The sequence below is a fragment of the Brevundimonas aurantiaca genome (assembly GCF_014199955.1).
GTDB lineage: Bacteria > Pseudomonadota > Alphaproteobacteria > Caulobacterales > Caulobacteraceae > Brevundimonas > Brevundimonas aurantiaca.
Window position 1 is genome coordinate 41,800 of record NZ_JACHOQ010000005.1, and the last position, 24,545, is coordinate 66,344.

Genomic DNA, 24,545 nt, shown 5'->3' on the forward strand with positions numbered 1-24,545 from the left:
ACGGAACGGCAACAATGCCGAAGAATCGCGCCGAACCGGCTATTTCTTGGCCGCGTGTTCGGGTTTGCCCTTGCGTTTGGTGTGGGCGAAGTCTTCCAGCTGTTTTTCCGTCATGGACTCGGCCATGGACTTGGACGCGCCCTTCAGCTCCGACTTGGGCGTGTCGCCGCGCTTGGCCGACAGGGCGGCGCCGGCGGCCTTCTGCTGGGCTGCGGATTTTGCGGGCATGGGCGTCTCCTTCCGTTCGGAAGAAGCCGTCAGCCGCCCAGCAGTTCCCGACCGATCAGGAAGCGACGGATCTCGTTGGTGCCGGCGCCGATGTCATAGAGTTTGGCGTCGCGAACCAAGCGTTCGACCGGCCACTCCTTGGTGTAGCCCGCGCCGCCCAGGGCCTGAACGGCCTCAAGCGTGACCTTCACGGCGTTTTCGGACGCCAGCAGAATGGCGCCCGCAGCGTCATAGCGGGTGGTCAGGCCGGCGTCGCAGGCGCGGGCCACCGAATAAACGTAGGCCCGGGCGCTGTTCAGGGCGACGTACATGTCGGCCACCTTGCCCTGCATCAGCTGGAAGCTGCCGATCGGCTTGCCGAACTGTTTGCGGTCGCGGACATAGGGCAGGACCACGTCCAGGGCGGCCTGCATGATGCCCAGTGGGCCGGCGGCGAGGACTGCGCGCTCATAGTCCAGGCCGCTCATCAGCACGCCGGCGCCGCCGCCGACCGGGCCCATGACGTTCTCCTCGGGCACTTCGCAGTCCTCGAACACCAGTTCGGCGGTGTCGGAGCCGCGCATGCCCATCTTGTCCAGCTTCTTGGAGACGCTGAACCCCTTCATGCCCTTTTCGATGAGAAAGGCGGTCACCCCGCCGTTGCCGTCGCCCGTGCGGGCATAGACCACCAGGGTCTCGGCGTGGGGGGCGTTGGTGATCCAGAATTTGGTCCCGTTCAGGACGTAGCGGTCGCCCCGCTTTTCGGCCCGGGTGCGCATGGACATGACGTCCGAGCCGGAACCGGCCTCGGACATGGCGAGCGATCCGACGTGTTCGCCGCTGATCAGCTTGGGCAGATATTTCTGTTTCTGCTCAGGCGTGCCCCAGCGGCGGATCTGGTTGACGCACAGATTGGAGTGGGCGCCGTAGCTGAGGCCGATCGAGGCCGAGGCGCGCGACACCTCCTCCATCGCCACCACATGTTCCAGATAGCCCAGGCCAAGGCCGCCGAACTCTTCCTCGACCGTGATGCCGTGCAGGCCCAGTTCGCCCATCTCGGGCCAGAGTTCGCGGCGGAAGCTGTTCGTTTCGTCGATCTCGGCGGCCAGGGGCGCCAGGCGATCCGCCGCCCAGCGCGCGGTGGTGTCGCGAATGGCGTCCGCGTTCTCGCCGAGGCCGAATTCCATGGATTGGGGTGCGAAGGGAATGCTCATGCCCTTGGGCGTAGCATCGCGCACGGCCTTTCGCAAAGCGCAGGACGACCTGTCCGTTTCAGCCTGTGACGATTCCGTCCGTCAGGCCGTCGGATCCGTCGGGCGGCCCCAGCGCTGAAACAGATTGTAGCCCGACACCCCGACGCAGGCCAAGGCGATGATCGCCAGAACCCAGCCGATGACGGCGGTCTCGCCCCCCGTCGAGTTCGACGCCTGTCGGAAGGCCGCCATGGCCGCGCCGAAGGCCAGCATGCCTATGCCGCCCATCACCAGGAAGGTCGCGGTTTCGCTCCAGTCGAACCGTTTGTCGGGCGTCGCCTCCTGGTCGATCGACGGATGCAGGCCGTCCTCCGGTTGGACCTCCGCGTCGAACAGGGCGGTCTGATCGAGGTCGGTGAATCCCGTCGCATCGGTCGCGGCGTGGGGAGGCGGAGCGGCCTCCAAACGTCCCGCCGACGCCTGCTCGCTGTCCGGCTCGGCGGGCGGCTCGGTCGGGGCGATCAAGAACATGGGCACCTGAACCGTCTGTTCCTCCACGTCGGGCGCATCGGCGGATGCCAGGGTCGGCGTGGGGCTCGGGGCGTTGGACGGCTCGAAGGCGGGCTGATCGACGGAGGCCGCTTCCGCCTCGGCGGCCGGCGCCCCCACAGCCTCCTCCGGAACGCTCACGCCGTCGTCGTTCGCCGGCTCCGCTTCTGCGGCAAGGGTCTCAAGCGGGACGGGCGTCAGGGGCGCCGGGACGGCTGAGGCGGAGGCCGCCGGGGGCGACGGGGGGGGCGAGGAGAGGAGGGCGAGCGGTCCGGTCACCCGAATCGCGTAGGGAGAATAGAAGACGGCCGCGCTGGGCGCCGGGTGGGCGGCAGGGGACGCTGAAGCCGGCTCCGATGAGGCAGGCTCGGGTTCGTCCGACGCTGTGGGCTGTTCGAGGGCCGGAGCGACGAATTCTCCTGCGTCGGCCTCGACCGGGGGCTCGCTTGTTTCCGCCTCACCATCTGAAGATTCGGCAGGCCTAGGCACGGCCTTGGCCTCTTCGGGTTCCGCCTCGACGGCCGGCTCGTCCAGAAGAAGCGCAACAGAGGATTCGGCAGGGGGCGAGGCGGAGTCTGCGCACGGCTTGCCCGCATCGACCAAAGGTTCGACCGTCGTCACCGGCTCGGCTTCCACCGGTTGAGCTTCGCCGTTCGCCATGGGGGTTTCGGCGTCCTGGCTCGCAGGTGCGTCCGCGGCGTCGTCTGCAGGATGAGACGCCTGATCGGGACCTTCGTCGACCTCTTCGTCCGCTTGCTTGAGATCCGACTCGTTCAGCAGGGCGGATATTGCGCTTTCCCACGTCATGGGCTCCGACGCGTCATGGGCCGGAAAAGGCGCGACATCGACCGCGTCGAAACCGGTCGAACCGGCCGCCTCCGTCGTCTCCAAGATCGTCGCCGTCGCCGGGGGCAGGGGAGCGGACAGCAGATCGGCAAGGGAGACCGGGGCGTCCGGATTGGCGACGAACAGGGCCCGTTCGGTCGCGCGGCGACGCGGGGGCGACAAGGGGCCGCCGTCGTCGATCCAGGCGGCCAGGGCTTCGGCCGCAGCCTGGGTCTCACCCGCGTTCAGTCGCCTCAAGACCTCGGAGGAGCGGAAGCGATCCACCCCGATGGAGAAGACGAAACTGGCGAGGGCGTCGTACTGGTGCTGGTTCAGCGGCGCCTGGACTTCGTCGATCGCCTTGACGACAGGCAGCAGGTCGTACTGCAACAGCAGTTCAGCATCGACTTCCGAAACGGTCAGCCCCTCGCGGGCGGACGCCGTATGGCCATAACCGATCATCCAGCGGCCGTCGTCGCGCTGGATCGCCCGAGGGCGGAAACCCTCGAAGCTCTTGATCAGAATGACACCCTCGCGGGAGATCTTGGTCGGTTTCAACGTGTCTGACACAGGTGTTGCCCCAAAGCGAGACGACGGCTCGGCCCTGAGCCGTCCCGCAGCAAGCCTGGGGCCAAGCGTTTACAACAGAACGATCGTCGCAAGACCCAGGAATATGAGGAAGCCGAAGAAATCGGTCGTGGCGGTCACGAACACCGCCGAGGAGACGGCGGGGTCGAACTTCAGCTTCGACAGGGTCAGGGGCGTCAGAACCCCGATACAGGCCGCGACCAGCAGGTTCAGGATCATGGCGGCGGCGATGACGACGCCGATCTTCCAGTCCTCATCTCGGAACCAGATCCCCGCGGCGACGCCGATCAGGGGCGCCAGGATCAGGCCGTTGGCCAGGCCCACGACCAGTTCGCGGAAAAACGTGCGGGTGGCGTTGGCGGAGTTCAGTTCGCGGGTCGCGAGGGCGCGGACAGTGACGGTCAGAGCCTGGGTGCCTGCATTGCCGCCGATGGCCGAGACGATGGGCATCAGGACCGCCAGGGCCACAATTTGTTGGATCGTGCCCTCGAACAGGCCGATCACGCTGGCGCCCAGGGCGGCGGTCGCCAGGTTGATGGCCAGCCAAGGCACGCGGCCGCGCACGATCTCGGTCACGGACGAGCCGCGATCCTCGTCGGAGACACCGGCCAGACGCAGGATGTCCTCGCGGTTCTCTTCCTGAATGATGTTGACGATGTCATCGACAGTGATCTGGCCGACCAACCGGCCGGCCGCGTCCACGACCGGCGCTGAGATCAGGTGGTATTTTTCGAAGATGTAGGCGACCTCTTCCTGGTCCTGATCGACTGCGATCTCATTGATCGGCTCCATCAGGTCGGACAGGGCGGCGCTGCGCGGGGCGCGCAGCAGGCCGCTGATCGGGACCCCGCCGACGGGGCGGTTCAGCGGGTCGACCACATAGATGTCGAAGAACAGCTCCGGCAGGTCGTCGCCCTGTTTGCGGATGTGGTCGATGGTGTCGCCCACGCTCCAGAACTGGGGCGCAGCCATCACCTCGCGCTGCATCAGGCGGCCGGCGGACTCTTCCTCATAACCCAGGCTGCTTTCGATCGCGGCGCGATCGACGTCAGGCATGGCGGCCAGAACCCGTTCGCGCTGATCGTCCTCCAGATCCTCGACCACGGCGGCGGCGTCGTCTGAATCCAGTTCCTGCAGGGCCTCGGCCAGGGTGCCGTGCGGCACCCGCTCCAGCACTTCTTCCCGAATCCCGTCGTCCAGTTCCGGCAGGGTCTCGGCCAGCAGCTCCGGCGGCAGCCACAGCACCACGACGGCGCGGTGCTCGGCCGTCAGAAAGCCCATCAGGTCGGCGACGTCGGCGGGGTGAAGATCTTCCAGCAGCGACCGCAGCCGCATGCCGTCGCCGTCGTCAGCGGCGTCCACGACTTTTTCGACGAATTGCGGCGTGAGGACGTAGTCCTCGTCCAGGGCGGCGTGGTCTTCGGCTTCAGGCGCTTCGGCTGGAGCAAAGGCGGTGTCCGTGTTGCTCACGTGGTCGCCTCCCTTGGTAGAATGTCCAGCCGTAGTTAGCCGATGAATCGCCCTGTTTAGCCAGATGGTGCGGTCGAGAAGACTCGAACTTCCACGGGTTGCCCCACAGCGACCTCAACGCTGCGCGTCTACCAATTCCGCCACGACCGCTCGCATCGGAGCGGCGGCGAATAGACGAAGCCGCTGGAAAAGGAAAGTCTCTCTTTTGACCCGAGCGCGCTTTGTGCGGCTGACGCCGTTCGGACCTCAGGCCGCGCCGGCCATGAAGTCATAGACGTCGGCGGGCCGGGTGACGGTGATGGCGATCCGGTCGTCGCGAATCTCGATCTCGCCGCGCGCGACGGGGTGGTTGTTCGCCAGGATCCAAACTTCGTCGCCCTCGGATGCATCCAGCGGAATCACCGCGCCCCGACCCATCTTCAGCAGCTGGGACATCGGCAGCACCATACGCCCCAGCACGACTGAGATTTCGACGTTGACGGCGTTGATCTGGGACACGGGCGCTCTCGTTCACTAAGAGGTCGTCCCTTGCGGAAACGCCTCCGCCTGCACATTGAAGCCTTATGCTTGCCGACCCGTTAAGTCCCGACCTTCAGAAGCTGCGTCGCGGCGACGGCCGCCCGGTCGAATGGACCGTCTCTTCGACCTATGTCGATTACGCCGCCGCCGAGTCGTTCATGGAGGCTCGCGTCGCCGCCATCGCGGCGGGGGAGGCGGCGGAGCTGGTGTGGCTCTTGGAGCATCCGCCCCTCTATACGGCCGGAGTGTCGGCCAAGGACGAGGATCTGCTCGATGCGGCGCGCTTTCCCGTTCATCGCACGGGGCGCGGCGGGCAGTTCACCTATCACGGACCGGGTCAGCGCGTGGCCTATGTGATGCTGGACCTGAACCAGCGCGGCAAGGACGTGCGCGGTTTCGTGCGTGGGTTGGAGCAATGGCTGATCGGCGCCTTGGACCGGTTCGGCGTGGAGGCCGGGGTGCGCGAGGGCCGGGTCGGGGTCTGGGTCGAGCGCAAGGGCGCCGGCTGGTCGCGCGAGGACAAGATCGCCGCCATCGGGGTCAAGGTCCGCAAATGGGTCAGCTTCCACGGGATCAGCCTGAACGTGGAGCCCGACCTGGAGCATTTCGGCGGCATCGTGCCGTGCGGTATCCAGGAGCACGGGGTGACCAGCCTGGTGGACCTGGGAATCCTGGCCACGATGGACGAGGCGGATGCGGCGTTGAAGAACAGCTTCCGACAGATATTCGGTCCGGTAACGGAAAGTTCCCCGCCACTCTGAGCCGTATCGGCGCTCGGCGAGGGATGCGACAATCGCGCCAAAGGGCGCCGATGGGGGTTGGCAAGCCCGGCGGCCATAAGGTTTAACGGCGCCACCTCGCTTTAGAATCCGAGCCCAGGAGCCTCCATGAACCGCTTGATCGCCGCCGCCTCGGCCGCCGTCATGTCCCTCAGTCTGGCGGCTGGAGCCGCATCGGCCCAGGATTTCCGCGCACTGGCCCAGCAAGACCTTCAGGCCGCCCGCGACGCCCTGGCCGCCAACCATCCGGCCGCCGTCATTCCCGGCGCGCCGGGCGAAGCCTTCCGAAACTGGATCGACGCCGGTTATCAGGACGCCCTGGGCCGCGTCGGCCGCGTCAACAGCGGGGACAGCCACGCCTATCTGTTGCGCTACTATGCGAACGGATTCCGCGATTCCAACACCGCGATCCGGCCGACCTATGAAGGGCAGGGGCCCTTCTTCGCCATCGGCTGGCCGGGCCTGACGACGGCCTGGCGCAACGGCGAATATGTGGTCTCCTACGTCAAGCCGGGCGTTCGAAACCTGCCGCCTGTCGGCTCGACCCTGGTCAAGTGCGGCGACAAGACTGCGGCTCAACTGGCCGAAGAGCGGCTGGACCGTTGGGAAGGCGATCTGACGACGGAAGCCGGGCGCGTCCGCACCGCCCCCTATCTGCTGTGGAACCGCAACAACCCCTTCACCGGCGGCGTGCCGTCGCTGTGCAGCTTCAAGGTCGGGCGCCGAGACCGCGAGTTCCAGATGCAGCCGCAACCCGCCGACGCGGCGTCGCTGGAAGCCGCCTATCGCGCGACCGTCTATGTGCCGCCGGCGACGCCGCTGGCCGTCGAGACCGTCAACGGTCGTCCCTGGGTCCATGTCCACAGTCTGGCCGACGACGCCGGCTGGGACGCCTTCTTCGCCGCCGTCGAGGCGCAGCTGCCGGCCATTCGCGGATCGCAGGGCCTGGTGATCGATCTGCGCGGCGCCGACGGGTCGTCGCTGAACGCCACCAGCCGCGGCTACGGCTTGGCCAATCGCATCTGGACGCCGGAGTTCACCGTCAGCCGCCAGCCGGAAGCTGGCTCCATCACCTATCGCGCCACCCCGGCCAATCGCCAGTGGTTCGTCGACACCTTGGGCCGCATGCAGGCCGATCCTCGCTTCGTGCAGGAATCCAGCGCAGTGATCGACCAGACCCAGGCCATCGTGGCGGCCTTCGATTCGGCCCTGGCGGCCAATCAGGCGACCTTCACCATGCCGGGTCGTCCGTCCGTGCCGGACACCGGCGCGGCCAATCCGGTCGCCGGACCCGTGGTCGTTCTGGTGGACGCCGGCTGCAGCGGGGGCTGCCTGGACACCCTGGATCTGCTGACCCGCCTGCCGAACGTGCGTCTGGCGGGATCAACCACGGCTGAGGACACCATCTTCATCGAGCCGACCGTGCCGCGTCTGCCGTCGAACTACGCGGAACTGACCTATGGCCATAAGGCCTGGACCACCCGCCAGCGCGGCAATGACGCCCCGTACACGCCGACGCAGGGCCTGGCTTACTCGGGTGATGCGGCCGACGAGACGGCCGTGCGCGCCTGGGTCGCCAGCCTGTTCCAATAGGACGTCTCGGCGATCGGATCTGAAGGGGACGGGTCGGGGTGGAACCTCGGCCCGCCCCTTCCTATTTCGGGGTCATGACCGATATCGACCTTTCCGATTCCCTAGCCCCCCGACGCTCCTCGGCCGGCTATGATCTGACGCCGCCCGATGATCAGGAACGCGCCCGGCTGGAGGCGGACCTGAACCCCGACGAGAAGCGCGTCCTCCTGTCCCACGGCACAGAGGCGCCGTTCTGCGGAACCTTGCTGGGCGAAAAACGCGCGGGCGTCTTCTGTTGCCGGGAATGCGGCCTGCCCCTGTTCCGCAGCCGCACCAAGTTCGAAAGCGGAACCGGCTGGCCCAGCTTCACCGAACCTGTCGATCCGGCCCACGTCCATGAGGTGCGCGACACCAGCTACGGGATGATTCGCATCGAGACCCTGTGCGCCCGCTGCGGCAGCCACCAGGGCCACGTCTTCCCCGACGGCCCGCCGCCGACGGGAAACCGCTATTGCATCAACTCGGTCGCTCTGACCTTCGTGCCCGAAGGCGAACCCTTGCCGGACCCGTTGCGACGGGGCGACGGAAACGCCTGACCATGGCCGCAATCGGCGTGCTAGGATGAGGCGGAAGGAGACGGCCCATGCTGATGGCAGGACTTGTGGCGAGCTTGGCGCTCGCAGCTTCGGGCGCAGGCGCGGACGGCGATCCTGACGGCGTCGTCGCGACCGCCCCGACCAACGCCCCGACCCTGGCCCAGGCCATGGCCGCCGCCCCGGAAGCCGCTGCGCCTGCGCCGACCGCGCAGGACGCTCAGCCCCATGGGATGACGACGGAACAGCAGATCCAGGCCTGGCTCAGCAACAGAACGCCCGGCGTGGATTTTCAGGAGCCCCTCCCTGAAGGCCCCATGGACGACCGCCAGATGCACGGCATGGTCGAGGCGGGCGTCGGCACCGGCGGCTATCGCAGCTATGGCGCAGCCGTCTCGATGCCGATCGGCGAAAACGGGCGTCTGGACCTGGCCTATCGCGAGGGGCGCAACGAGCCCTGGGGCTACGGCTATGAGGCTTACGGCTACGGACTTCGGGGGCCTGGTTTCTATCCGCCTTACGGGCGGGTGCGCGGCTACGGCGGCGATTCGAGCCGCAAATCCCTGTCGATGGGCTTCAGCTGGAGCAAGGACCGGGACGCTGAAGACGGTGCGGCCTGGCCGCGAGGCGCGACGGCTTCAGACTGAAGCGGCGCGGCTTCCATCAAGCAAAAGGCCCGGCTTTCGCCGGGCCTTTTTCGTCTCAGATGGTGCCGCCGGGGGGAATCGAACCCACGACCTCAGCCTTACCAAGGATGCGCTCTACCACTGAGCTACGGCGGCCCCGACTGAGGAAGCGGCCGTATAGCCAAACCGTTCGGGGGAGGGAAGCGGCTTTTTGACGATCTGAAAGAAAGTTTGGACAAGCCCCGTTATCGCGGCATTCTAAGCCCATGACTCGTCCGCCGCACGACACCGACGCCCCGCCCATCGAGACCTCGCCCAGCTTGACGCCAGAGGGCGGCGCGTCGTCCGAGGCGGCGCGGGCCAAGGCCGAACGCGCCATTCGCCTGGCGGCGGCCCTGCGCGCCAACCTGAGACGCCGCAAAGCGCCCGCCCGAACCCCGGCGGCGCCCAAGGACAGCAACTGAAAGTCATCGCCCGGCGGACGCTCCGCCCTTTGGCAAGCGCGCGCCGGCTTGCTAGAGAACCCTCCCCCCGAGGCGTTTCCTTCGGGCGCGCTTCAAGGACGTCATGGACAGTATCGCCATTCAGGGCGGCGCTCAGCTCTTCGGGGAGATCCCCGTCAGCGGCGCCAAGAATTCCGCCATCAAGCTGATGGCCGCCTCGATCCTGACGGATCAACCCCTGCTGCTGACCAATATGCCGCGGCTGGCCGACACCCGCTTCTTGGGTCAGTTGCTGCGCCAGTTCGGCATTGAGGTGACCGAGCGCGACGGCGCCGATGGGCAGGAAAGCCTGTTCCACGCCCAGACCCTGACCTCGACCTTCGCTCCCTATGACCTGGTCCGCCAGATGCGGGCCTCCTTCAATGTGCTGGGGCCGCTCTTGGCCCGCACCGGCGAGGCCAAGGTGTCTCTGCCCGGCGGCTGCACCATCGGCGCCCGGCCCGTGGATCTGCATCTTCAGGCGCTCACGGCCCTGGGCGCTGAGATCGAGCTGGAGGAAGGCTATGTGACCGCCAAGGCGCCGTCCGGCCTGAAGGGCGCCGAGATCGAGTTTCCGTTCGTCTCCGTCGGGGCGACCGAACACGCACTGCTGGCCGCCGTCCTGGCCCAGGGCACGACGGTGCTGCGCCGCGCCGCGCGTGAACCCGAGATCGGCGATCTGGCGCGCTGTCTGACCGCCATGGGCGCCAAGATCGAGGGGATCGACACCGACGTCCTGACCATCACCGGCGTCTCGTCGCTGACCGGGACGACCTGGTCGGTGATTCCCGACCGTATCGAAATGGGCTCCTACGCCGTCGCCGCCGCCATGGCCGGGGGCGAGGTCCGGTTGACCAAGGCCAGGGCTGATCTGATCGGCGCCCTGACCGACAAGATGATCGAGGCCGGGGTCGAGGTGTCGCCGACGGACGACGGCGTTCTGATCAAGCGCGACCCCAAGGTCCGGCTGAAGGCGGTCGATGTCGAGACGGCGATCTATCCGGGCTTCGCCACCGATCTGCAGGCCCAGTTCATGGCGCTGATGACCACGGCTGAGGGCGTCAGCACGGTGCGGGAGACGATCTTTGAGAACCGCTTCATGCATGTGCCGGAACTGGCGCGGCTGGGCGCCGAGATCTCCGTCCATGCGGGCGAGGCCCGTGTGCACGGCGTCGAGACGCTGCACGGCGCCCAGGTCATGGCCACCGATCTGCGCGCCTCGATGTGCCTGATCATCGCCGGCCTGGTCGCCGAAGGCGAAACGACCGTCGGTCGCGTCTATCATCTGGATCGCGGGTTCGAGCGTTTGGAACAAAAGCTCGGCGCCTGCGGCGCAGAGATTCGGCGGATCAAGGGTCACAGCGAAGGGATGGAGTGATGACAGCGGAGATCGACGGCGCCCTGTCCGAAGCCAAGACGGCGGTCGAACCGCTGCGTCTGCTGGCCGAGGACGCCGACGATCTGCAGATCATCTCGGCCGCCCTTCAGGACGCCATACTCCGGCCGATCGACATCGTCTGGGAAAAGGGCGCGCGCACCCTGACCATCGCCTTCAGCCGCTTCTGTTGGGAATGCGGCGGCACCCGCGTCATGTCCGCCATGCAGTTCGGCGATGTCATGGGGGTAAAGAGCCGGCGGTTGCCGCGCAATCCGGACGCCACGCTGGAACTGCTGGCGCTCGACTTCATCCCGACGGAGGCGCCGAGCGGTCGGGTCATACTGATGTTCGCCGGGGGCGGTGATCTGAGAATCGACGTCGAATGCCTGGACGCCGTCGTCACTGACATATCCGAGCGCTGGCCGGCCCGAATGGCGCCGACCCATTTGGACGACGCAGGGCTGGACGAAGGGAAGACGGTATGAGCGCCCCCCACAAGCTGGCGTCCGTCGAGCTGGACGCCGCCACCCTGCCGGCGGCGACGGCCGAGATCGAGCACGAGCGCCGCGTCGCCATCTTCGATCTGGTCGAACGAAACAGTTTCGAACCCGTCGGCGCAGAGGGTGGGTCCTACCGGCTGAAGCTGTCGCTTCAGGACAATCGTCTGGTGTTCGACGTCACGGGCGAGGCCTTCGCCCGCACCTACGCCATCAGCCTGACGCCGCTGAAGGGCGTCATCAAAGACTATCTACTGATCTGCGACAGCTATTATGAAGCCCTGCGCGGCTCCTCGCCCAGCCAGATCGAATCTGTCGATATGGGTCGAAGGGGACTGCATAACGAAGGGGCGGAACAGCTGATGAACCGCCTGGAAGGCAAGATCGCAGTCGATCAGGAGACGGCGCGGCGGCTGTTCACCCTGCTGTGCGCCCTCTACCGTCGCGGCTGACCTCGACTATCTTGCCGTTTTGAGGCATTAGGCCCCTCCATTCCGCCCCTCGCGCCCGCCCGGCGTGGGGCTGAACGCATATCAACCGGGCGTGAGAGGCCGCATGGCTAAGGAAGAACTGCTCGAGTTTCCCGGCACCGTCAGCGAACTGCTGCCGAACGCCACCTTCCGCGTGACGCTCGAGAACGACCACGAGATCATCGCCCACACCGCCGGCAAGATGCGCAAGAATCGTATCCGCGTGCTGGCGGGCGACAAGGTCCTGGTGGAAATGACCCCCTACGACCTGACCAAGGGTCGCATCACCTACCGCTTCAAATAAGGAGCGGCGTCGTTTTCGTGTCGGAAGGGCGTCTGGAGCTTGTGCTGGCCTCGTCCAGCCCACGCCGCATCGAATTGCTGGCGCAGGTGGGAATCAAGCCGGATCACATCGACCCTGCCGATATCGACGAAACCCCGCTGAAGGGGGAGACGCCGCCGCGTCTGGCCGAGCGGCTGGCGACCTCCAAGGCCCAGGTGGTCGCTTCGCGTCGCCCCCAGGCCGTCGTTCTGGCCGCCGACACGGTGGTCGCGGTCGGTCGTCGGTTTCTTGAAAAGGCGGCGGACGAGGCCGAGGCTGCACGTTTCCTCAAACTGCTGTCCGGGCGCAACCATCGCGTCTTCACAGGGGTGGCGGTGGTGCGCGACGGCAGGACGGCCGTGCGGATCAATGAGACCCGCGTCACCTTCAAACCGCTGTCCGATCATGAGATCGCGACCTATGTCGCGACGGGCGACTGGCGCGGCAAGGCCGGCGGCTACGGCATCCAGGGCCCGGCCGGCGCCTTCGTTCAGCGGATCGTCGGCAGCCATCCCTCGGTCATGGGGCTGCCCCTGTACGAAGCCGTCCAACTGTTGCTCGGCGTCGGCTGGCGCGCATGAGCGGCGCGGTCGAGGTCTTCCTCGACGACACGCCTGGCGAAATCCGCGGCGTGGCGTCCCGGAACGGCCGCTACACCCATCTGATCATCCATCGCGACGACGACGTCGCTCAGTGCCGTTTGGGCGCGCGGGCCGTAGGCCGTGTGACCGACGTCATTCCAGGCCTTCGCGGCGCCTTCATGGACCTGGGCGCCGGCCCGCCGGCCTTCCTGCCGCTGAATCGGAAGGATCGCGTCGATCAGGGCGAGCGGTTGGAGGTGGTGGTGATCGCCGAACCCCGCGCCGGCAAGGGGCCGGTCGTGCGTCGTCTGGGGCCGGGGGAGGGCGCGCCGCGTCTGCTGCAAGCCGCGCCCGGCGTGGCGGAACGTCTCCAGGCCCTGGCTCCGAATAGTCACTTGATCGAGGGCGTCGCCGCCATCGACGCCGCTGTGGAAGCGGAGGAAGAGGCCTTAGCCGCCCGATGGGGCAGCGCGGCCCATGGCGTCGATCTCGCCTTGGAAAGGACGCGCGCCCTGGTCGCCGTCGACATCGACTATGCGCCCAGTCCCGGTCGAGACGCGCGGCAGGGGCGGGCGGCCGCCAACCGAGAGGGGCTCCATCAGGCCGCGCGGCTGATCGGTCTCAGACAGTGGGGCGGGCTGGTGGTCATCGACCTGGTCGGGGACGGGCAGGACGCGGAGGCTCAAGCCCGCATCGCCCGCGCCGCCTTTTCCCATGAACCGCAGGCCGTCTTCGGCCCGATCAGCCGGTTCGGCCTGCTGCAGATGTCGCTGCCCTGGCGCATGACGCCGGTCGAGGAACGACTGTTCGACGGCGGCGGACCGTCGGTCGCCACGCGCGCCCTGGCCTTGGTTCGGGCGCTGCGTCGGCGGCTGCTGAGCGAAACGACGACGCCGAGGCTGAGCGTCCGCTGCGCGCCCGAGGAGGCCGCCTTGGCCGCGCCCCTGATCGCCCGGCTGGGGCCGAGGGCCGGCCTGCGGTCCGACGACGCCCTGCCGCCCGGCCGGGGCCATATAGAAGAAGGCTGAACCATGAGCGCCTGTCCCATTTGCCGAAAGGCCGAGGCCGATCCCAAATATCGGCCCTTCTGCTCGCGCCGCTGTTCAGAGGTGGATCTGCAACGCTGGTTCAGTGGGGCTTACGTCATTCCGGTTCCCTTGAGAGAGGGGCTGAAGGAGGATGACGAAAAGGACTGAAACGGCGCTGGACAGTGCGAAAAGTGTCGCCTATAGACCCGCCTCTCGCGACGCCGCGTCGGCGCCTGGATAGCTCAGTTGGTAGAGCAGCGGATTGAAAATCCGCGTGTCGGTGGTTCGAATCCGCCTCCAGGCACCATTTTCCCTTCGGGGCTTCCCAGATCTCATATCTTTTCCCGGCAAGCGCCTTCATGCGTGCGATCGTCGCGTGCAATCGGCGACTCGCGGGGCGGATGACCTACGGAACGCTGCTGAAAGAGTTAAAAACTGCGCCGAGGCGCGTTTTCGAACAAGCTTCCCCTAATCTACAGATTAGCATCACAAAAACGTCGTGCTGCGCCATTCTGGGCGCGACAAAAGGGCGAGATTCTCATGAACCTTCTCCCCAAGGGCGAAATCCGGCTGTTGTCCCTTGACGCTCCGGTAAGGGTTCGTCAAAGGGGTTGGGACGCCCTCCCATTAAGGCGTCAAACGGATTCTAGGAGGCGTGTTCTCCCGCGGTTCGAACATCGGAGGCAGTACGGGCGACCGCATATGTCTCCATCCAAGAATTCAGCGGCCGGCGATCCCGCAGGGACATGGCCTCTGAAGGAAACATTTCAGGTTGGGGGGCGGCCCTTTGACACGGCCGCACCTTTGGTTCCACGAGTCAGACCAAGCAGGAACTGGCGAACTATGCTGAACAGCAAAAAGACGAACATCCTTCTCGCCGCGGCCGGCGCGGCCGTCCTGATGGCGAGCTCGCCGGTTCTGGCCCAGGCCCCGGCCGAGCCGACCCCGGCCGCCGCGCCCGCCGAAGCCCCGACGGCCATGGCTCCGGCCGCCGATGCGGCCAACCCCTCAACCGTCGGCGAATCCGTCGGCGGCGGTCATTCGGGCGGCATCACCCCGATCTCCATGTTCATGGAAGCCACGATCATCGTTAAGGTCGTGATGATCGGCCTGCTGCTGGCCTCGATCCTGTCGTGGACCCTGCTGCTCATCAAGCTGTTCGAGTTCGGCGCCCTGAACCGCAAGACCGACAACTTCCTGGAAAACTTCCGCGGCGCCCGCACCATCGCGGACATGCGCGCCGTCGCCACCCAGGAAGAATATGACGGCAACCCGCTGGCCGACATGGCCGCCGCCGCCACCGACGAAATCGAAATGTCGCGTCAAGCCGGCCTTTCGGTCACCGGCGACCACCTGGACAACGCCATGGGCCGCGCCACCGCCGCGGTCGCCGCCGTTCAGTCGGGCCTGGCCAAGCGCCTGTCGGGCGGTCAACAGTTCCTGGCCTCGGTCGGTTCGACCGGTCCGTTCGTCGGTCTGTTCGGCACCGTTTACGGCATCATGAACTCCTTCATCGGCATCGCGGAATCCAACACGACCAATCTGGCCGTCGTTGCTCCGGGTATCGCCGAGGCCCTGCTGGCCACCGGTATCGGCCTGTTCGCCGCTATCCCGGCCGTGGTCTTCTATAACTACTTCAACACCCGCATCGCCGCCTACGGCACCCGCGCCGACGGTTTCGCCGCTGAGCTGCTGAACGGCATCTCGCGTCAACTCGACAAGGGGGCGTAAGACGGATGGCCGCCAAGATTAAATCAGGCGGCGGCGGCAGCCAGGTCGAGGCCAACAGCGATATCAACGTCACGCCTTTCGTTGATATCATGCTCGTCCTGCTCATCATCTTCATGGTTGCGGCTCCGCTCGCATCCGTGTCGGTGCCGGTAGAGTTGCCGATCGCCGTCGCCAAGGCGGCCCCGAACCCGCCCAAGCCGGTCTATATTTCGATCCAGAACGACGGCGACGTCTTTGTGGGCGACTTCCAGACCAGCATCGGAACTCTGGGAGAAGATCTGACCAAACAGATCGGCTCCCGGAACCCGGCCGATGAGCGGATCTTCATTCGGGCTGACCAAAACACCCGCTACGGCGACTTCATGCAGGTCATGAACGCTTTGCAGGATAACGGCTTCTACAGCGTTGCACTGGTCGGCGAAGACCAGGCGACGAGCTAGATGGCGGAGATAGTATGACAGACGTCACTTATCATCGCAGTCGTTACGACGTACCCAAGGCCAAGGGCTTCATGGGGGTTTCCTACCCCGTGCTGATCGTGTGCCTGCTGATCGTCACCCTTCTGTTCGCCCTGCTGATCTTCTTCCTTCAGCAGTCGAAGTTTAAGCTCAAGGAGTTCAACTACGTCGACGAGTCCGTCGAGGTCGAGTTGGTCGAGCCGGTTCCTCCGCCTCCGCCCCCGCCGCCCCCGCCGCCCCCGCCGACGGATACGCCTCCGCCGCCGAAGCTTCAGGTTCGCGTGCCTGCGCCCGTCCCGAACATCGTTCCGCCTCCGCCGGTCAACATCACGCCGACGAAGAAGGAAGATCGGGTCGAGTACACCGGTCCGCCCGTCGTCGTCCCCGGCCCGCCGCCGCCTCCGGCTCCGCCGGCGCCGCCCAAGCCGTCCGTGATCACGAACGTGCAGTGGGCCCGCCAGCCGCGTCCGACCGCCGACGACTTCCCCGCCCGCGCTCTGGAACGGGAAATCAGCGGCTCGGCCACGGTCGAGTGCACGGCTCGCGCCAACGGCTCCCCGGCCAACTGTCGGGTGGTCTCGGAAGAGCCGGCCGGCATGGGCTTCGGTCGCGCCGCCATTCGGGTGGTTCAGCGTGGACAGCTGTCCCCGCGGACCGTCGACGGCGCCGCCCAGGACGCCACCTTCCGCGTCCGGGTGCCCTTCACCCTCGGGTGAGGCGCAGCCTTCAAAGGACAGACGCCCCGGAGAGCCATCTCCGGGGCGTTTTCTTTTGTGCCGCGTCGTCACGAAATCGCATCAAGCCGCTTGATCCCCTGTCGCAGGACCGGTAGAGAACGCGCCTCGCGATGCGCGGGCCGCCTTAGCTCAGTTGGTTAGAGCGCCGGTTTGTGGAACCGGAGGTCCTCAGTTCAAGCCTGAGAGGCGGTACCATCGCAGAGGCCGGGCGGGCTTGATGCCCCGGCCTGTAGCTCCCATCTCCTGATCGTCGGCCTCCATTTTCCGTTTTTGGGCCGATCCCCCACATCGACAGGAGAGCGCAGATGAAGACGCGCAAACTGGGTCCCAGCGGACCCGAAGTCTCGGCCATCGGCCTGGGCTGTATGGGCATGAGCGCCTTCTATGGCGGCGCCGACGAGGCCCAGTCCACCGCCGTCATCCACCGGGCCCTGGACCTGGGCGTGACCCTGTTCGACACGGCCGAGATGTACGGGCCCCATACGAACGAGGTCCTCCTCGGCAAGGCGCTGAAGGATCGGCGCGACCGGGCCTTCATCGCCACCAAGTTCGGCATAAACTACAACGCCGACCGGTCGAAGCTGATGGTGGACGGCAGCCCCGCCAACGTCCGCCGGGCCATTGAAGGCAGTCTCCAGCGGCTGGGCGTCGATCACGTCGATCTCTACTATCTCCACCGGGTCGATCCCGACACGCCGATCGAGGAGACGGTCGGGGCGATGGCGGAGCTGGTGACCGAGGGCAAGGTCCGCTTCCTGGGGCTGTCAGAGGCGTCGCCTGAGACCCTGCGCAAGGCCCACGCCACCCATCCGATCACCGCGCTCCAGACGGAGTATTCGTTGTGGAGCCGCGAGCCCGAAGACGCGCTTTTCGCCGTCACGCGCGAACTGGGGATCGGTTTCGTGCCCTACAGCCCGCTGGGCCGGGGCTTCTTGTCCGGCGAGATCAGGTCGGTGGACGACCTGGCCCCCGACGACTTCCGCCGCACCAACCCGCGCTTCATGGGCGAGAATTTCCAGAAGAACCTGGATCTGGTCGAGGCGGTGAAGGCGATCGCGGCCGACAAGGGCGTCACGGCCGCCCAGCTGGCCCTGGCCTGGGTCCTGGCTCAGGGGGACGATCTGATCCCCATTCCCGGCACCCGCCGGGTCGCGACCCTGGAGCAGAACGTCGCTGCCATGGACCTGGTCCTGACGCCCCAGGATCTGGCGCGAATCGACGCCGTCTTCCCCAAGGGGGCGGCGGTCGGCCATCGCTATGCCGAGGCGGCGCGGGCGGCCCTGAACCGCTGAGGTCCCGGCTCTGAACGCCATGAAAAGGCCCGGCCGGAGCGATCCGGCCGGGCCTTTGCTGTTCTGCGCCGAAGAGGATTACTGGATGCGGGTCCAGGTCTGGGTTTTGCACAGGGGGGCGACGACGCAGCCGCGCAGATTCAGGCTGTTGTCCCCGTTCATGGTGATGGTGCCGCGATAGGTGCGGCCGTCAGCAGGATTATAGACCGAGCCGTTGCGCCATTCCGTGGGGCCGCCGGTAAAGCCCGACAGCATGGGCAGATTGCGCAGGGTCCGGCCCCGCAGGCTGGCGTCACGATTGTGCTCGTCGCGAACATTGGGGTCGGCGCGGATGTGGTTCGACGTCACCAGGGTTCCGCACAGGGCCTGGCCACAGCGGCTGATCCGCACCTGGCCGCCGTTGGTCGGTGTCTGCCACAGGCCAGTCGGATCGCCGGCCAGGGCGGGGGAGGCGAGGGCGGTCGCCAGGGCGGCGGCGGCCAGCATGATCTTGGTCTTCATCGTCGTTTCCTCTGTTCGGGTCGGCGACGCCGCCCGTTGAGCGCAAGGTGATCCCGGTTTTGGATCAAAACAAGGCTCTGCCGATCACCTTATCGCCAACAAAAACCGGACCTTAGGGAAGCTTTTCGCAGCTGGAGCTGCGGGCGTTCCGCGCGCGGACCGGCTGAGCCCCGACCTATCCCCCGATCAGGGCCAGCCACTCGTCCTCGGTCAGCACCCGAACCCCGTGCTTTTCGGCGTCCTTGAGCTTTGAGCCGGCGCCGGGACCGGCGACGAGATAGTCGGTCTTTTTGGAGACGGAACCCGACACCTTGGCGCCCAGGCTTTCGGCGCGGGCCTTGGCCTCGTCGCGGGTGAAGCGTTCCAGGGCGCCGGTGAAGACGACGGTCTTGCCCGCGACCGGGGTGTCGGACTTGGGCCGTTCGGCGTCGAGGATTTCGGTCAGCTCGGCCTCGAGCGCGGCGACGACCTTCAGATTGTGCGGCTCGTGGAAGAAGTGGGCCAGGGCCAGGGCGGCGACGGGGCCGACGCCGGTGACGCCGGCGATCTGGTTCAGGATTTCGGACGGGGCTTCCTCACGCGCCACGCGGGCCAGTTCGACCAGGCCGGACCAGTCCTGAACCATCGTCGCCAGCGAGCGGCGGGCCGGGGCGGCCATGCCGGGGAAGGCCTGACTGATCTTCATGTCCATCGTCGCCTCGGGCCAGGGATCGACGGCGGGGGGCGTCGCCTCGGCCATCAGGGTCAGGACGCGGGGCGATATGGCGTGGGCGGAGGCGAGCGTGGTCCAGGCGTCGGACGGCACACCCGAGGCGGCCTGGACGCAGGCGGCCTTCAGCGCGGACCAGCTTTCGAAGGCCCGAGCCAGGACGATGGAGGTCTGTTCGCCGATGTCGCGTATGCCCAGGCCGAACAGGAACCGGTCCAGCGCAATGACGCGCCGGGCGTCGATGCCGGCGACCAGGTTGCGGATGCTGGTCTCGCCATAGCCATCTTCGCGCTCCAATTCCTTCAGCCGGTCCGCATCGCGCGCCAGGCGGAAGATGTCGGCGGGCTCCTTGATCCAGCCGCGGGCGTGGAAGGCGACCAGCTGTTTCTCGCCCAGGCCTTCGATGTCGAAGGCGCGGCGGCTGACGAAATGCTTCAGCCGCTCGACGATCTGGGCGTCGCAGATCAGGCCGCCGGTGCAGCGGCGCTTGACCTCCTCGCCTTCGCGCACCGCCTCGGAGCCGCAGACCGGGCATTTGTCGGGGAAGACATAGGGGACGGCGTCGGCGGGGCGCAGCTCCGGGACCACGCCCAGAATCTGGGGGATGACGTCGCCGGCGCGTTGCAGGCGGACGGTGTCGCCGACGCGGACATCCAGACGTTCGATCTCGTCTTCATTGTGCAGGGTGGCGTTCCTGACCACGACCCCGCCGACGGTGACGGGGTGGAGCCGGGCCACGGGGGTCAGGGAGCCGGTGCGGCCGACCTGGATGTCGATCCCCTCCAGCACCGTGGTCGCCTGTTGCGCCGGGAACTTGTGGGCGATGGCCCAGCGGGGGCTTCTGGCGACGAAGCCCAGGCGACGTTGCCAGTCGATGCGGTCGACCTTGTAGACCACGCCGTCGATGTCATAGCCCAGGGTCGCGCGGTCGCGTTCCAGTTCGCGATAGACGGCGATCAGGCCCTCGGCGCCCTCGACCCGGCGCGAGCGGGCGTTGACGGGAAAGCCCCAGGCCTTGAGCTTTTGCAGGGCCTCCCACTGGGTCTCGGCGAAATCGCTGGAGTGTTCGCCCCAGGCGTAGGCGAAGAAGTTCAGCGGCCTTTTGCCCGTGATCCGGGCGTCCTTCTGGCGAAGGGAGCCCGCAGCGAAGTTGCGGGGGTTGGCGTAGGTGCGGCGGCCCTCGGCCTCGGCGGCGGCGTTGAAGGCGGCGAAGGCGTCATTGGGGGCGTAAACCTCGCCCCGGATCTCGATCCGGTCGGGCCAGTCGTCGCCGGCCAGGGCCTGTTTCACATCGGCGATGGTGTTCAGATTGGCGGTCACGTCCTCGCCGGTGCGGCCGTCGCCGCGTGTGGCGCCGAGGGTCAGGCGGCCGTCGACATAGAGGAGGTTGGCGGACAGGCCGTCGATCTTGGGCTCGGCGACGAAGGCGATGGGTTCGTCGGCCGGCAGTTTCAGGAAGCGGGCGATGCGGGCGACGAAGTCGCGCACCTCCCCCTCGTCGAAGGCGTTGTCCAGCGACAGCATGGGGACGCCGTGGCGCACCTCGGCGAACTGGCTGGAGGCGGCGGCGCCGACCTTGTTCGACGGAGAGTCGGGGCGGACCAGATCGGGAAAGGCGGCCTCGACCGCCAGATTCCGGGCGCGCAGGGCGTCGTAGTCCGCGTCGGAAATCTCGGGCGTCGCTTCATTATAGAGGGCGTCGTGGCGAGCCATTTCGGCGGCCAGCCAGGCCAACTCCTCAGCCGCCGTCTCGGCGGTCAGGTCTTCGACGGGCGGAAAGGCGGGAATCGCGCTGGACATGTCGAACTCCCTATCATCTGTTTCAAAGCATGCGCAGCGTCAGGTTCATCCCGTCAACGCGGCTGACGGCGCCGCAGCGCCGCGCTAAGTTGCCGTATCGACCCCGTGGAGCCGCCCATGCCGACCGTCCGTTCTTTCGTCAGCGCCCTCATGACGGCGGGCCTCGCGCTTGGGGCGGCCGGCTGTGTCACGCCGACCGCGACGCCGGCCGGCCAGCCGGTCGCCCCGCTCGCCTCCGTCTATGATCAGCTGTTGGCGGACGTGCGGATCCTGTCGTCGGACGAGATGGAGGGGCGCGACACCGGCTCGACTGGCGGAGAGCGGGCCAGGGCCTATCTCGTGTCGCGGCTGGAGGCCCTGGACGTGGCGCCGGCGCCGTTCGGGCGGCTGCAGCCCTTCGAAGCCATGGGCGATTCGCCCAACGGGCCGACGACCTATCGCGGCGTCAATATTCTGGGGCTGATCCCCGGCCGCCGGGTCAGCGACCGCTATATCGTCGTGTCGGCCCACTATGATCACGTCGGCGTCCACGGCGGTCGGATCTACAACGGCGCCGACGACAACGCCTCCGGCGTCGCGACCGCCCTGGAGCTGGCCAAGCGGCTGAAGGCCGAGGCGCCGGAGCACAGCGTTCTGCTCGTCTTCTTCGACGGGGAAGAGCGCGGGCTTCTGGGGGCGAAAGAGTTCGTCAAGGCCCCGCCCATGCCCCTGTCCGCCGTCGCCCTGAACCTGAACTTCGACATGACGGCGCGGGCCGAGACCGATGGGCGGCTATGGGTCACGGGGACCTATCAGAATCCGAGTCTACGCCCGATCCTGGAGCCGATCGCCCCGGTAGGGCCGGTCCGCCTCGCCTTCGGCAAGGACACGCCGCAGGACGAGGGAGAGGACAATTGGGTGGACGCCTCCGATCACGCCCCCTTCCATGAGGCCGGGGTTCCCTTCCTCTATATGGGCGTCGATTATCACCCCGACTATCATCGCCCCAGCGACGACTTCGAGCGGATCAAGCCGGAGGTCTTCGCCGCCTCGACCGAACTGGCCATCGCCGGATTCCGGGCTCTGGACCGGTCGTTGGATCGCTGATGCGGCGCCTGGGCGGGATTCTTCTCTGTATTGCAGCCCTGGCGGCGTGCGAAGGCCGGGAGGGCGGAGTGCGTCGGGGGACGGAGACCGCAGAGCGGGCGCCGGTTGAGGCGGCCTTCCGTCACCATCTGAGCGGCGACGTCTCGGGCCAGTATCGGCCGGTTGGGGGCGGGGCTGCACCGGGGGAGTTGGCCGGGCTGTTCGTCGGCCAGATCGCGGCTTTTGAAGCGTGGGAGCGGGGATCGCGGGCGGGCGCGCCTTTGATCCTGACCCTCGCCGGCTCGGACGGCTCGCCGCCGGTGTCGCTGCAGGCCTATGAGATCACGGACGATAGGCTGCGGATGACGGGAACCGCTGCGCGCGGAGAGGCGGTGCGTCTGGATCTGCGGATCGACCAGGGCGCCCTGGCGACCGCCAGACGCAATCTGGGCGACCAGACGCCGGTTATGAGCGGGGCCGTTCAGGTGGGCGATCGCCGGTTCCCCGTCAGCCTGACGTGGTGGAACGGCGACTGATCAACCGAGGGCCCGCGCCGCCAGCCAGGCCGCGCCGGCGATCGTCAGCCAGATGAAGGCGCCGACGGCGCCAGCCAAGATGATCGACCCGCGTCGCCGCCCTGGGTCGGCGGCGCGCCGGTCTTGCGCGGGACGTGGAGGTCCGGATTTTATTTCGGGATCGCGCGACACGTTGCAACCTAAGATAGATTTCCAGATTGGGTCAAGGCCAGACCGAAGAAGGCGCGCCGCCGCAGGGCCTTGGACGAGAGCCAGTGATCCGAAGGCAGATCGTTTGTCGTAAAATGGATCGCAATCCGCAGCAAAAGCTCCGCTGAAGCTTCACGCAACAGCGCATGCGCCTTCACACATCATCCCTAATGACTCCACTCGGGCAGGAGGGGCGATCACGTCTTTGCGGCCGGGCATGGGCTCGGGCGCCCCCTGTCATAGCTCTTTGACCAGACACGGTGGACTGACGATGACCGGCCTTCAGATGAAAACCCTGCTCGTGACGGCGGCCAGCGCCCTCGCGCTCGCCGCCTGCGGCTCGGCGGAAGTGGCTTCGCCCGGCGAAGGCAACTTCGGCAACGGCGGCAACAACGGCGGCAACAACGGTGGCGGCAACACGCCGGCCCCCGGCACGCCCGCTGCGGATTGCCCGACCGGCCTGGCCAATGTCGGCACCATCGCCAACGGCTCGCTGCGCGTTTGCCAACTGCCGCAGCAGATTCTGGGCAACCTCAGCCTGGCCGTCCGCGCCGGCACCATCTATTCGATCAGCGGCCGCACCGAGGTGGGCACCGACCGCGGCATCGATCCCGCCTCGACCACGGGCACGCAGGGCATCCTGACCATCGAACCGGGTGTGAAGATCTTCGCCTCCAGCGGCGGTGACTATCTGCTGGTCAACCGCGGCTCGCAAATCTACGCCGAGGGCACCTCCACCAAGCCGATCATCTTCACCAGCCGCCAGGACGTCGAGGGCACGGCCACGGCGACCTCGCAAGGTCAGTGGGGCGGGATCGTCCTGGCCGGCCGCGCGCCCCAGGCCAACTGCCAGCTGACGGCGCCGGTCACCTGCACCGGCCAGGTCGAGGGCACCAACGCCTTCTACGGCGGCAATACGGCGACCGACAACTCGGGCCGTCTGCGCTACGTCCAGATCAAATATTCCGGCTTTGAAATCTCGACCGGAAATGAGCTGCAGGCCCTGACCCTGGCCGGCGTCGGCTCCGGCACGGTTCTGGAGTACATCCAGTCTTACAACAGCTCCGACGACGGCATCGAGATCTTCGGCGGCAACGCCAACCTCAAGCACATCGTCATCAACGGCGCCGACGACGACGGTCTGGACACCGACACCGGCTGGCGCGGCGGCGCCCAGTTCGGCATCGTGACCCAGCGGGCCCCGAACTCGACCAGCCGGTCGGCCGGCTTCGAGTTCTCGTCGGCTCCGTCTTCGACGCCTTATGCTTCGCGCTATCTGTCGCAGCCGAAGATCGCCAACTGGACCCTGGTCGGCCGCAACGCCCCAACCGACGCCCACACGGTCATGCACTTCGACACCGGCACCAACCCGACCCTGATCAACATCGTCGCCACCTCGACGACGGGCTCGGTCGCCGGCTGCTTCGACATCGCTGACGCCGACACCCAGACGAGCTTCGACGGGGGCACGACGCCTTCGCTGCGTTCGATCTACATGTCCTGCTCGGTCTCCTACCGTCCGGCCAACGTCGCCCGTTCGACGGCGGTGTTCACCAACGCCCGCAACACCAATGTGACGGCGGCGGGAACTTCGACCCTGACGGCCCCGGCTTCCGGCACGACCATCGCCAACCAGAACCTGGCCTTCATCAACGGCGCCAATGAGAACGCCGTGACGGCGATCGATCCGAAGACGGTCTACAGCTTCTTCGACAGCGTCAACTACATCGGCGCTGTGCGGAACGCCCAGGACACCTGGTGGCAGGGTTGGACCTGCGGCCTGACGGCCGGCTCTCCCTGCTGATGACGACAGCGCCGGCGGCGGCCTTCAGGGTCGCCGCCGGTTCT

26 protein-coding genes and 4 tRNA genes are annotated in these 24,545 nt (G+C 67.1%); 21 read left to right on the forward strand and 9 right to left on the reverse strand.

Features of this window, described 5'->3' with window-relative positions; all coding sequences use genetic code 11:
• Positions 1-39: 39 nt before the first annotated feature.
• From GGQ93_RS11200 to GGQ93_RS11225, 6 genes are all read right to left on the reverse strand, one after another.
• Positions 40-228, reverse strand: coding sequence for a DUF3008 family protein (locus GGQ93_RS11200; RefSeq protein ID WP_152950571.1), 189 nt, complete (start codon positions 226-228; stop codon positions 40-42).
• Between the two features lie 29 nt (positions 229-257).
• Positions 258-1,421 (reverse strand): isovaleryl-CoA dehydrogenase, encoded by a 1,164-nt coding sequence (locus GGQ93_RS11205; protein WP_054766071.1) that lies wholly within the window; start codon positions 1,419-1,421, stop codon positions 258-260.
• Positions 1,422-1,502: 81 nt separating this feature from the next.
• On the reverse strand, positions 1,503-3,344 hold the full coding sequence (locus GGQ93_RS11210) for a lysozyme (RefSeq protein WP_183217070.1): 1,842 nt from the start codon (positions 3,342-3,344) through the stop codon (positions 1,503-1,505).
• A gap of 69 nt (positions 3,345-3,413) precedes the next feature.
• Positions 3,414-4,832 carry a magnesium transporter gene (mgtE, locus tag GGQ93_RS11215; RefSeq protein ID WP_183217071.1) on the reverse strand — a complete coding sequence of 473 codons (1,419 nt, stop codon included), beginning with the start codon at positions 4,830-4,832 and terminating at the stop codon, positions 3,414-3,416.
• A gap of 65 nt (positions 4,833-4,897) precedes the next feature.
• Positions 4,898-4,982: transfer RNA gene (locus GGQ93_RS11220), tRNA-Leu, on the reverse strand.
• A 96-nt stretch (positions 4,983-5,078) separates the two neighbouring features.
• Complete coding sequence (locus tag GGQ93_RS11225) at positions 5,079-5,330, reverse strand: FliM/FliN family flagellar motor switch protein (protein ID WP_183217073.1); 252 nt, start codon at positions 5,328-5,330, stop codon at positions 5,079-5,081.
• Positions 5,331-5,395: 65 nt separating this feature from the next.
• On the opposite strand from GGQ93_RS11225, the gene lipB reads away from it, so the two are divergent.
• From lipB to GGQ93_RS11245, 4 genes are all read left to right on the forward strand, one after another.
• Complete coding sequence (gene lipB, locus GGQ93_RS11230) at positions 5,396-6,112, forward strand: lipoyl(octanoyl) transferase LipB (protein WP_183217074.1); 717 nt, start codon at positions 5,396-5,398, stop codon at positions 6,110-6,112.
• Between the two features lie 126 nt (positions 6,113-6,238).
• On the forward strand, positions 6,239-7,723 hold the full coding sequence (locus GGQ93_RS11235; protein ID WP_183217075.1) for a hypothetical protein: 1,485 nt from the start codon (positions 6,239-6,241) through the stop codon (positions 7,721-7,723).
• A 74-nt stretch (positions 7,724-7,797) separates the two neighbouring features.
• A complete protein-coding gene (msrB, locus tag GGQ93_RS11240; RefSeq protein WP_183217076.1) occupies positions 7,798-8,298 on the forward strand; it encodes a peptide-methionine (R)-S-oxide reductase MsrB in 501 nt (166 codons plus the stop codon).
• Positions 8,299-8,345: 47 nt separating this feature from the next.
• Positions 8,346-8,942 (forward strand): hypothetical protein, encoded by a 597-nt coding sequence (locus GGQ93_RS11245; RefSeq protein WP_224764439.1) that lies wholly within the window; start codon positions 8,346-8,348, stop codon positions 8,940-8,942.
• A 60-nt stretch (positions 8,943-9,002) separates the two neighbouring features.
• On the opposite strand, the gene GGQ93_RS11250 is transcribed toward GGQ93_RS11245, so the two are convergent.
• Positions 9,003-9,077, reverse strand: a tRNA-Thr gene (locus GGQ93_RS11250).
• Positions 9,078-9,187: 110 nt separating this feature from the next.
• Between GGQ93_RS11250 and GGQ93_RS11255 the strand changes: the two genes are divergently transcribed.
• The 14 genes from GGQ93_RS11255 to GGQ93_RS11320 all read left to right on the forward strand — a co-directional run bounded on the left by GGQ93_RS11255 (position 9,188) and on the right by GGQ93_RS11320 (position 17,897).
• Positions 9,188-9,385 carry a hypothetical protein gene (locus GGQ93_RS11255; RefSeq protein WP_183217252.1) on the forward strand — a complete coding sequence of 66 codons (198 nt, stop codon included), beginning with the start codon at positions 9,188-9,190 and terminating at the stop codon, positions 9,383-9,385.
• Between the two features lie 103 nt (positions 9,386-9,488).
• Entirely contained in the window at positions 9,489-10,781 is a 1,293-nt protein-coding gene (gene murA / locus GGQ93_RS11260; RefSeq protein WP_183217077.1) for a UDP-N-acetylglucosamine 1-carboxyvinyltransferase, read from the forward strand.
• Positions 10,781-11,266, forward strand: a complete 486-nt coding sequence (locus GGQ93_RS11265; RefSeq protein ID WP_183217078.1) for a DUF2948 family protein — start codon at positions 10,781-10,783, stop codon at positions 11,264-11,266. The genes murA and GGQ93_RS11265 overlap by 1 nt, the downstream gene beginning before the upstream one ends.
• Complete coding sequence (locus tag GGQ93_RS11270; protein WP_054766060.1) at positions 11,263-11,730, forward strand: UPF0262 family protein; 468 nt, start codon at positions 11,263-11,265, stop codon at positions 11,728-11,730. The genes GGQ93_RS11265 and GGQ93_RS11270 overlap by 4 nt, the downstream gene beginning before the upstream one ends.
• A gap of 103 nt (positions 11,731-11,833) precedes the next feature.
• Entirely contained in the window at positions 11,834-12,052 is a 219-nt protein-coding gene (gene infA / locus GGQ93_RS11275) for a translation initiation factor IF-1 (RefSeq protein ID WP_008261544.1), read from the forward strand.
• A 17-nt stretch (positions 12,053-12,069) separates the two neighbouring features.
• Entirely contained in the window at positions 12,070-12,651 is a 582-nt protein-coding gene (locus GGQ93_RS11280; RefSeq protein WP_183217079.1) for a Maf family protein, read from the forward strand.
• Entirely contained in the window at positions 12,648-13,679 is a 1,032-nt protein-coding gene (locus GGQ93_RS11285; protein WP_183217080.1) for a ribonuclease E/G, read from the forward strand. Before GGQ93_RS11280 ends, GGQ93_RS11285 begins: the two co-directional genes overlap by 4 nt.
• 3 nt (positions 13,680-13,682) lie before the next feature.
• On the forward strand, positions 13,683-13,847 hold the full coding sequence (locus GGQ93_RS11290; protein ID WP_183217081.1) for a DNA gyrase inhibitor YacG: 165 nt from the start codon (positions 13,683-13,685) through the stop codon (positions 13,845-13,847).
• 63 nt (positions 13,848-13,910) lie between these two features.
• A tRNA-Phe gene (locus GGQ93_RS11295) sits at positions 13,911-13,986 on the forward strand.
• Between the two features lie 536 nt (positions 13,987-14,522).
• Positions 14,523-15,410 (forward strand): tonB-system energizer ExbB, encoded by an 888-nt coding sequence (exbB, locus tag GGQ93_RS11300; protein ID WP_054766057.1) that lies wholly within the window; start codon positions 14,523-14,525, stop codon positions 15,408-15,410.
• A 5-nt stretch (positions 15,411-15,415) separates the two neighbouring features.
• Complete coding sequence (locus tag GGQ93_RS11305; protein ID WP_054766056.1) at positions 15,416-15,850, forward strand: biopolymer transporter ExbD; 435 nt, start codon at positions 15,416-15,418, stop codon at positions 15,848-15,850.
• A 14-nt stretch (positions 15,851-15,864) separates the two neighbouring features.
• On the forward strand, positions 15,865-16,584 hold the full coding sequence (locus tag GGQ93_RS16445; RefSeq protein ID WP_182715004.1) for an energy transducer TonB: 720 nt from the start codon (positions 15,865-15,867) through the stop codon (positions 16,582-16,584).
• Positions 16,585-16,723: 139 nt separating this feature from the next.
• A tRNA-His gene (locus tag GGQ93_RS11315) sits at positions 16,724-16,800 on the forward strand.
• A 110-nt stretch (positions 16,801-16,910) separates the two neighbouring features.
• On the forward strand, positions 16,911-17,897 hold the full coding sequence (locus tag GGQ93_RS11320; protein ID WP_183217082.1) for an aldo/keto reductase: 987 nt from the start codon (positions 16,911-16,913) through the stop codon (positions 17,895-17,897).
• A gap of 78 nt (positions 17,898-17,975) precedes the next feature.
• Here GGQ93_RS11320 and GGQ93_RS11325 read toward each other — a convergent pair whose 3' ends face one another.
• Together GGQ93_RS11325 and ligA are read right to left on the reverse strand one after the other, a co-directional pair.
• The gene (locus GGQ93_RS11325; RefSeq protein ID WP_054766053.1) at positions 17,976-18,398 is read right to left on the reverse strand and encodes a DUF2147 domain-containing protein; all 423 of its coding nucleotides are present in this window, start codon (positions 18,396-18,398) and stop codon (positions 17,976-17,978) included.
• Positions 18,399-18,573: 175 nt separating this feature from the next.
• On the reverse strand, positions 18,574-20,907 hold the full coding sequence (gene ligA / locus GGQ93_RS11330) for an NAD-dependent DNA ligase LigA (protein WP_183217083.1): 2,334 nt from the start codon (positions 20,905-20,907) through the stop codon (positions 18,574-18,576).
• Positions 20,908-21,024: 117 nt separating this feature from the next.
• Between ligA and GGQ93_RS11335 the strand changes: the two genes are divergently transcribed.
• The 3 genes from GGQ93_RS11335 to GGQ93_RS11345 all read left to right on the forward strand — a co-directional run bounded on the left by GGQ93_RS11335 (position 21,025) and on the right by GGQ93_RS11345 (position 24,501).
• Entirely contained in the window at positions 21,025-21,993 is a 969-nt protein-coding gene (locus GGQ93_RS11335; protein WP_183217084.1) for a M20/M25/M40 family metallo-hydrolase, read from the forward strand.
• Positions 21,993-22,508: a hypothetical protein gene (locus tag GGQ93_RS11340; protein WP_054766050.1), complete on the forward strand. Its 516-nt coding sequence runs from the start codon at positions 21,993-21,995 to the stop codon at positions 22,506-22,508. The genes GGQ93_RS11335 and GGQ93_RS11340 overlap by 1 nt, the downstream gene beginning before the upstream one ends.
• Before the next feature lie 475 nt (positions 22,509-22,983).
• The gene (locus GGQ93_RS11345) at positions 22,984-24,501 is read left to right on the forward strand and encodes a beta-helix domain-containing protein (RefSeq protein WP_224760958.1); all 1,518 of its coding nucleotides are present in this window, start codon (positions 22,984-22,986) and stop codon (positions 24,499-24,501) included.
• Positions 24,502-24,545 lie beyond the last annotated feature (44 nt).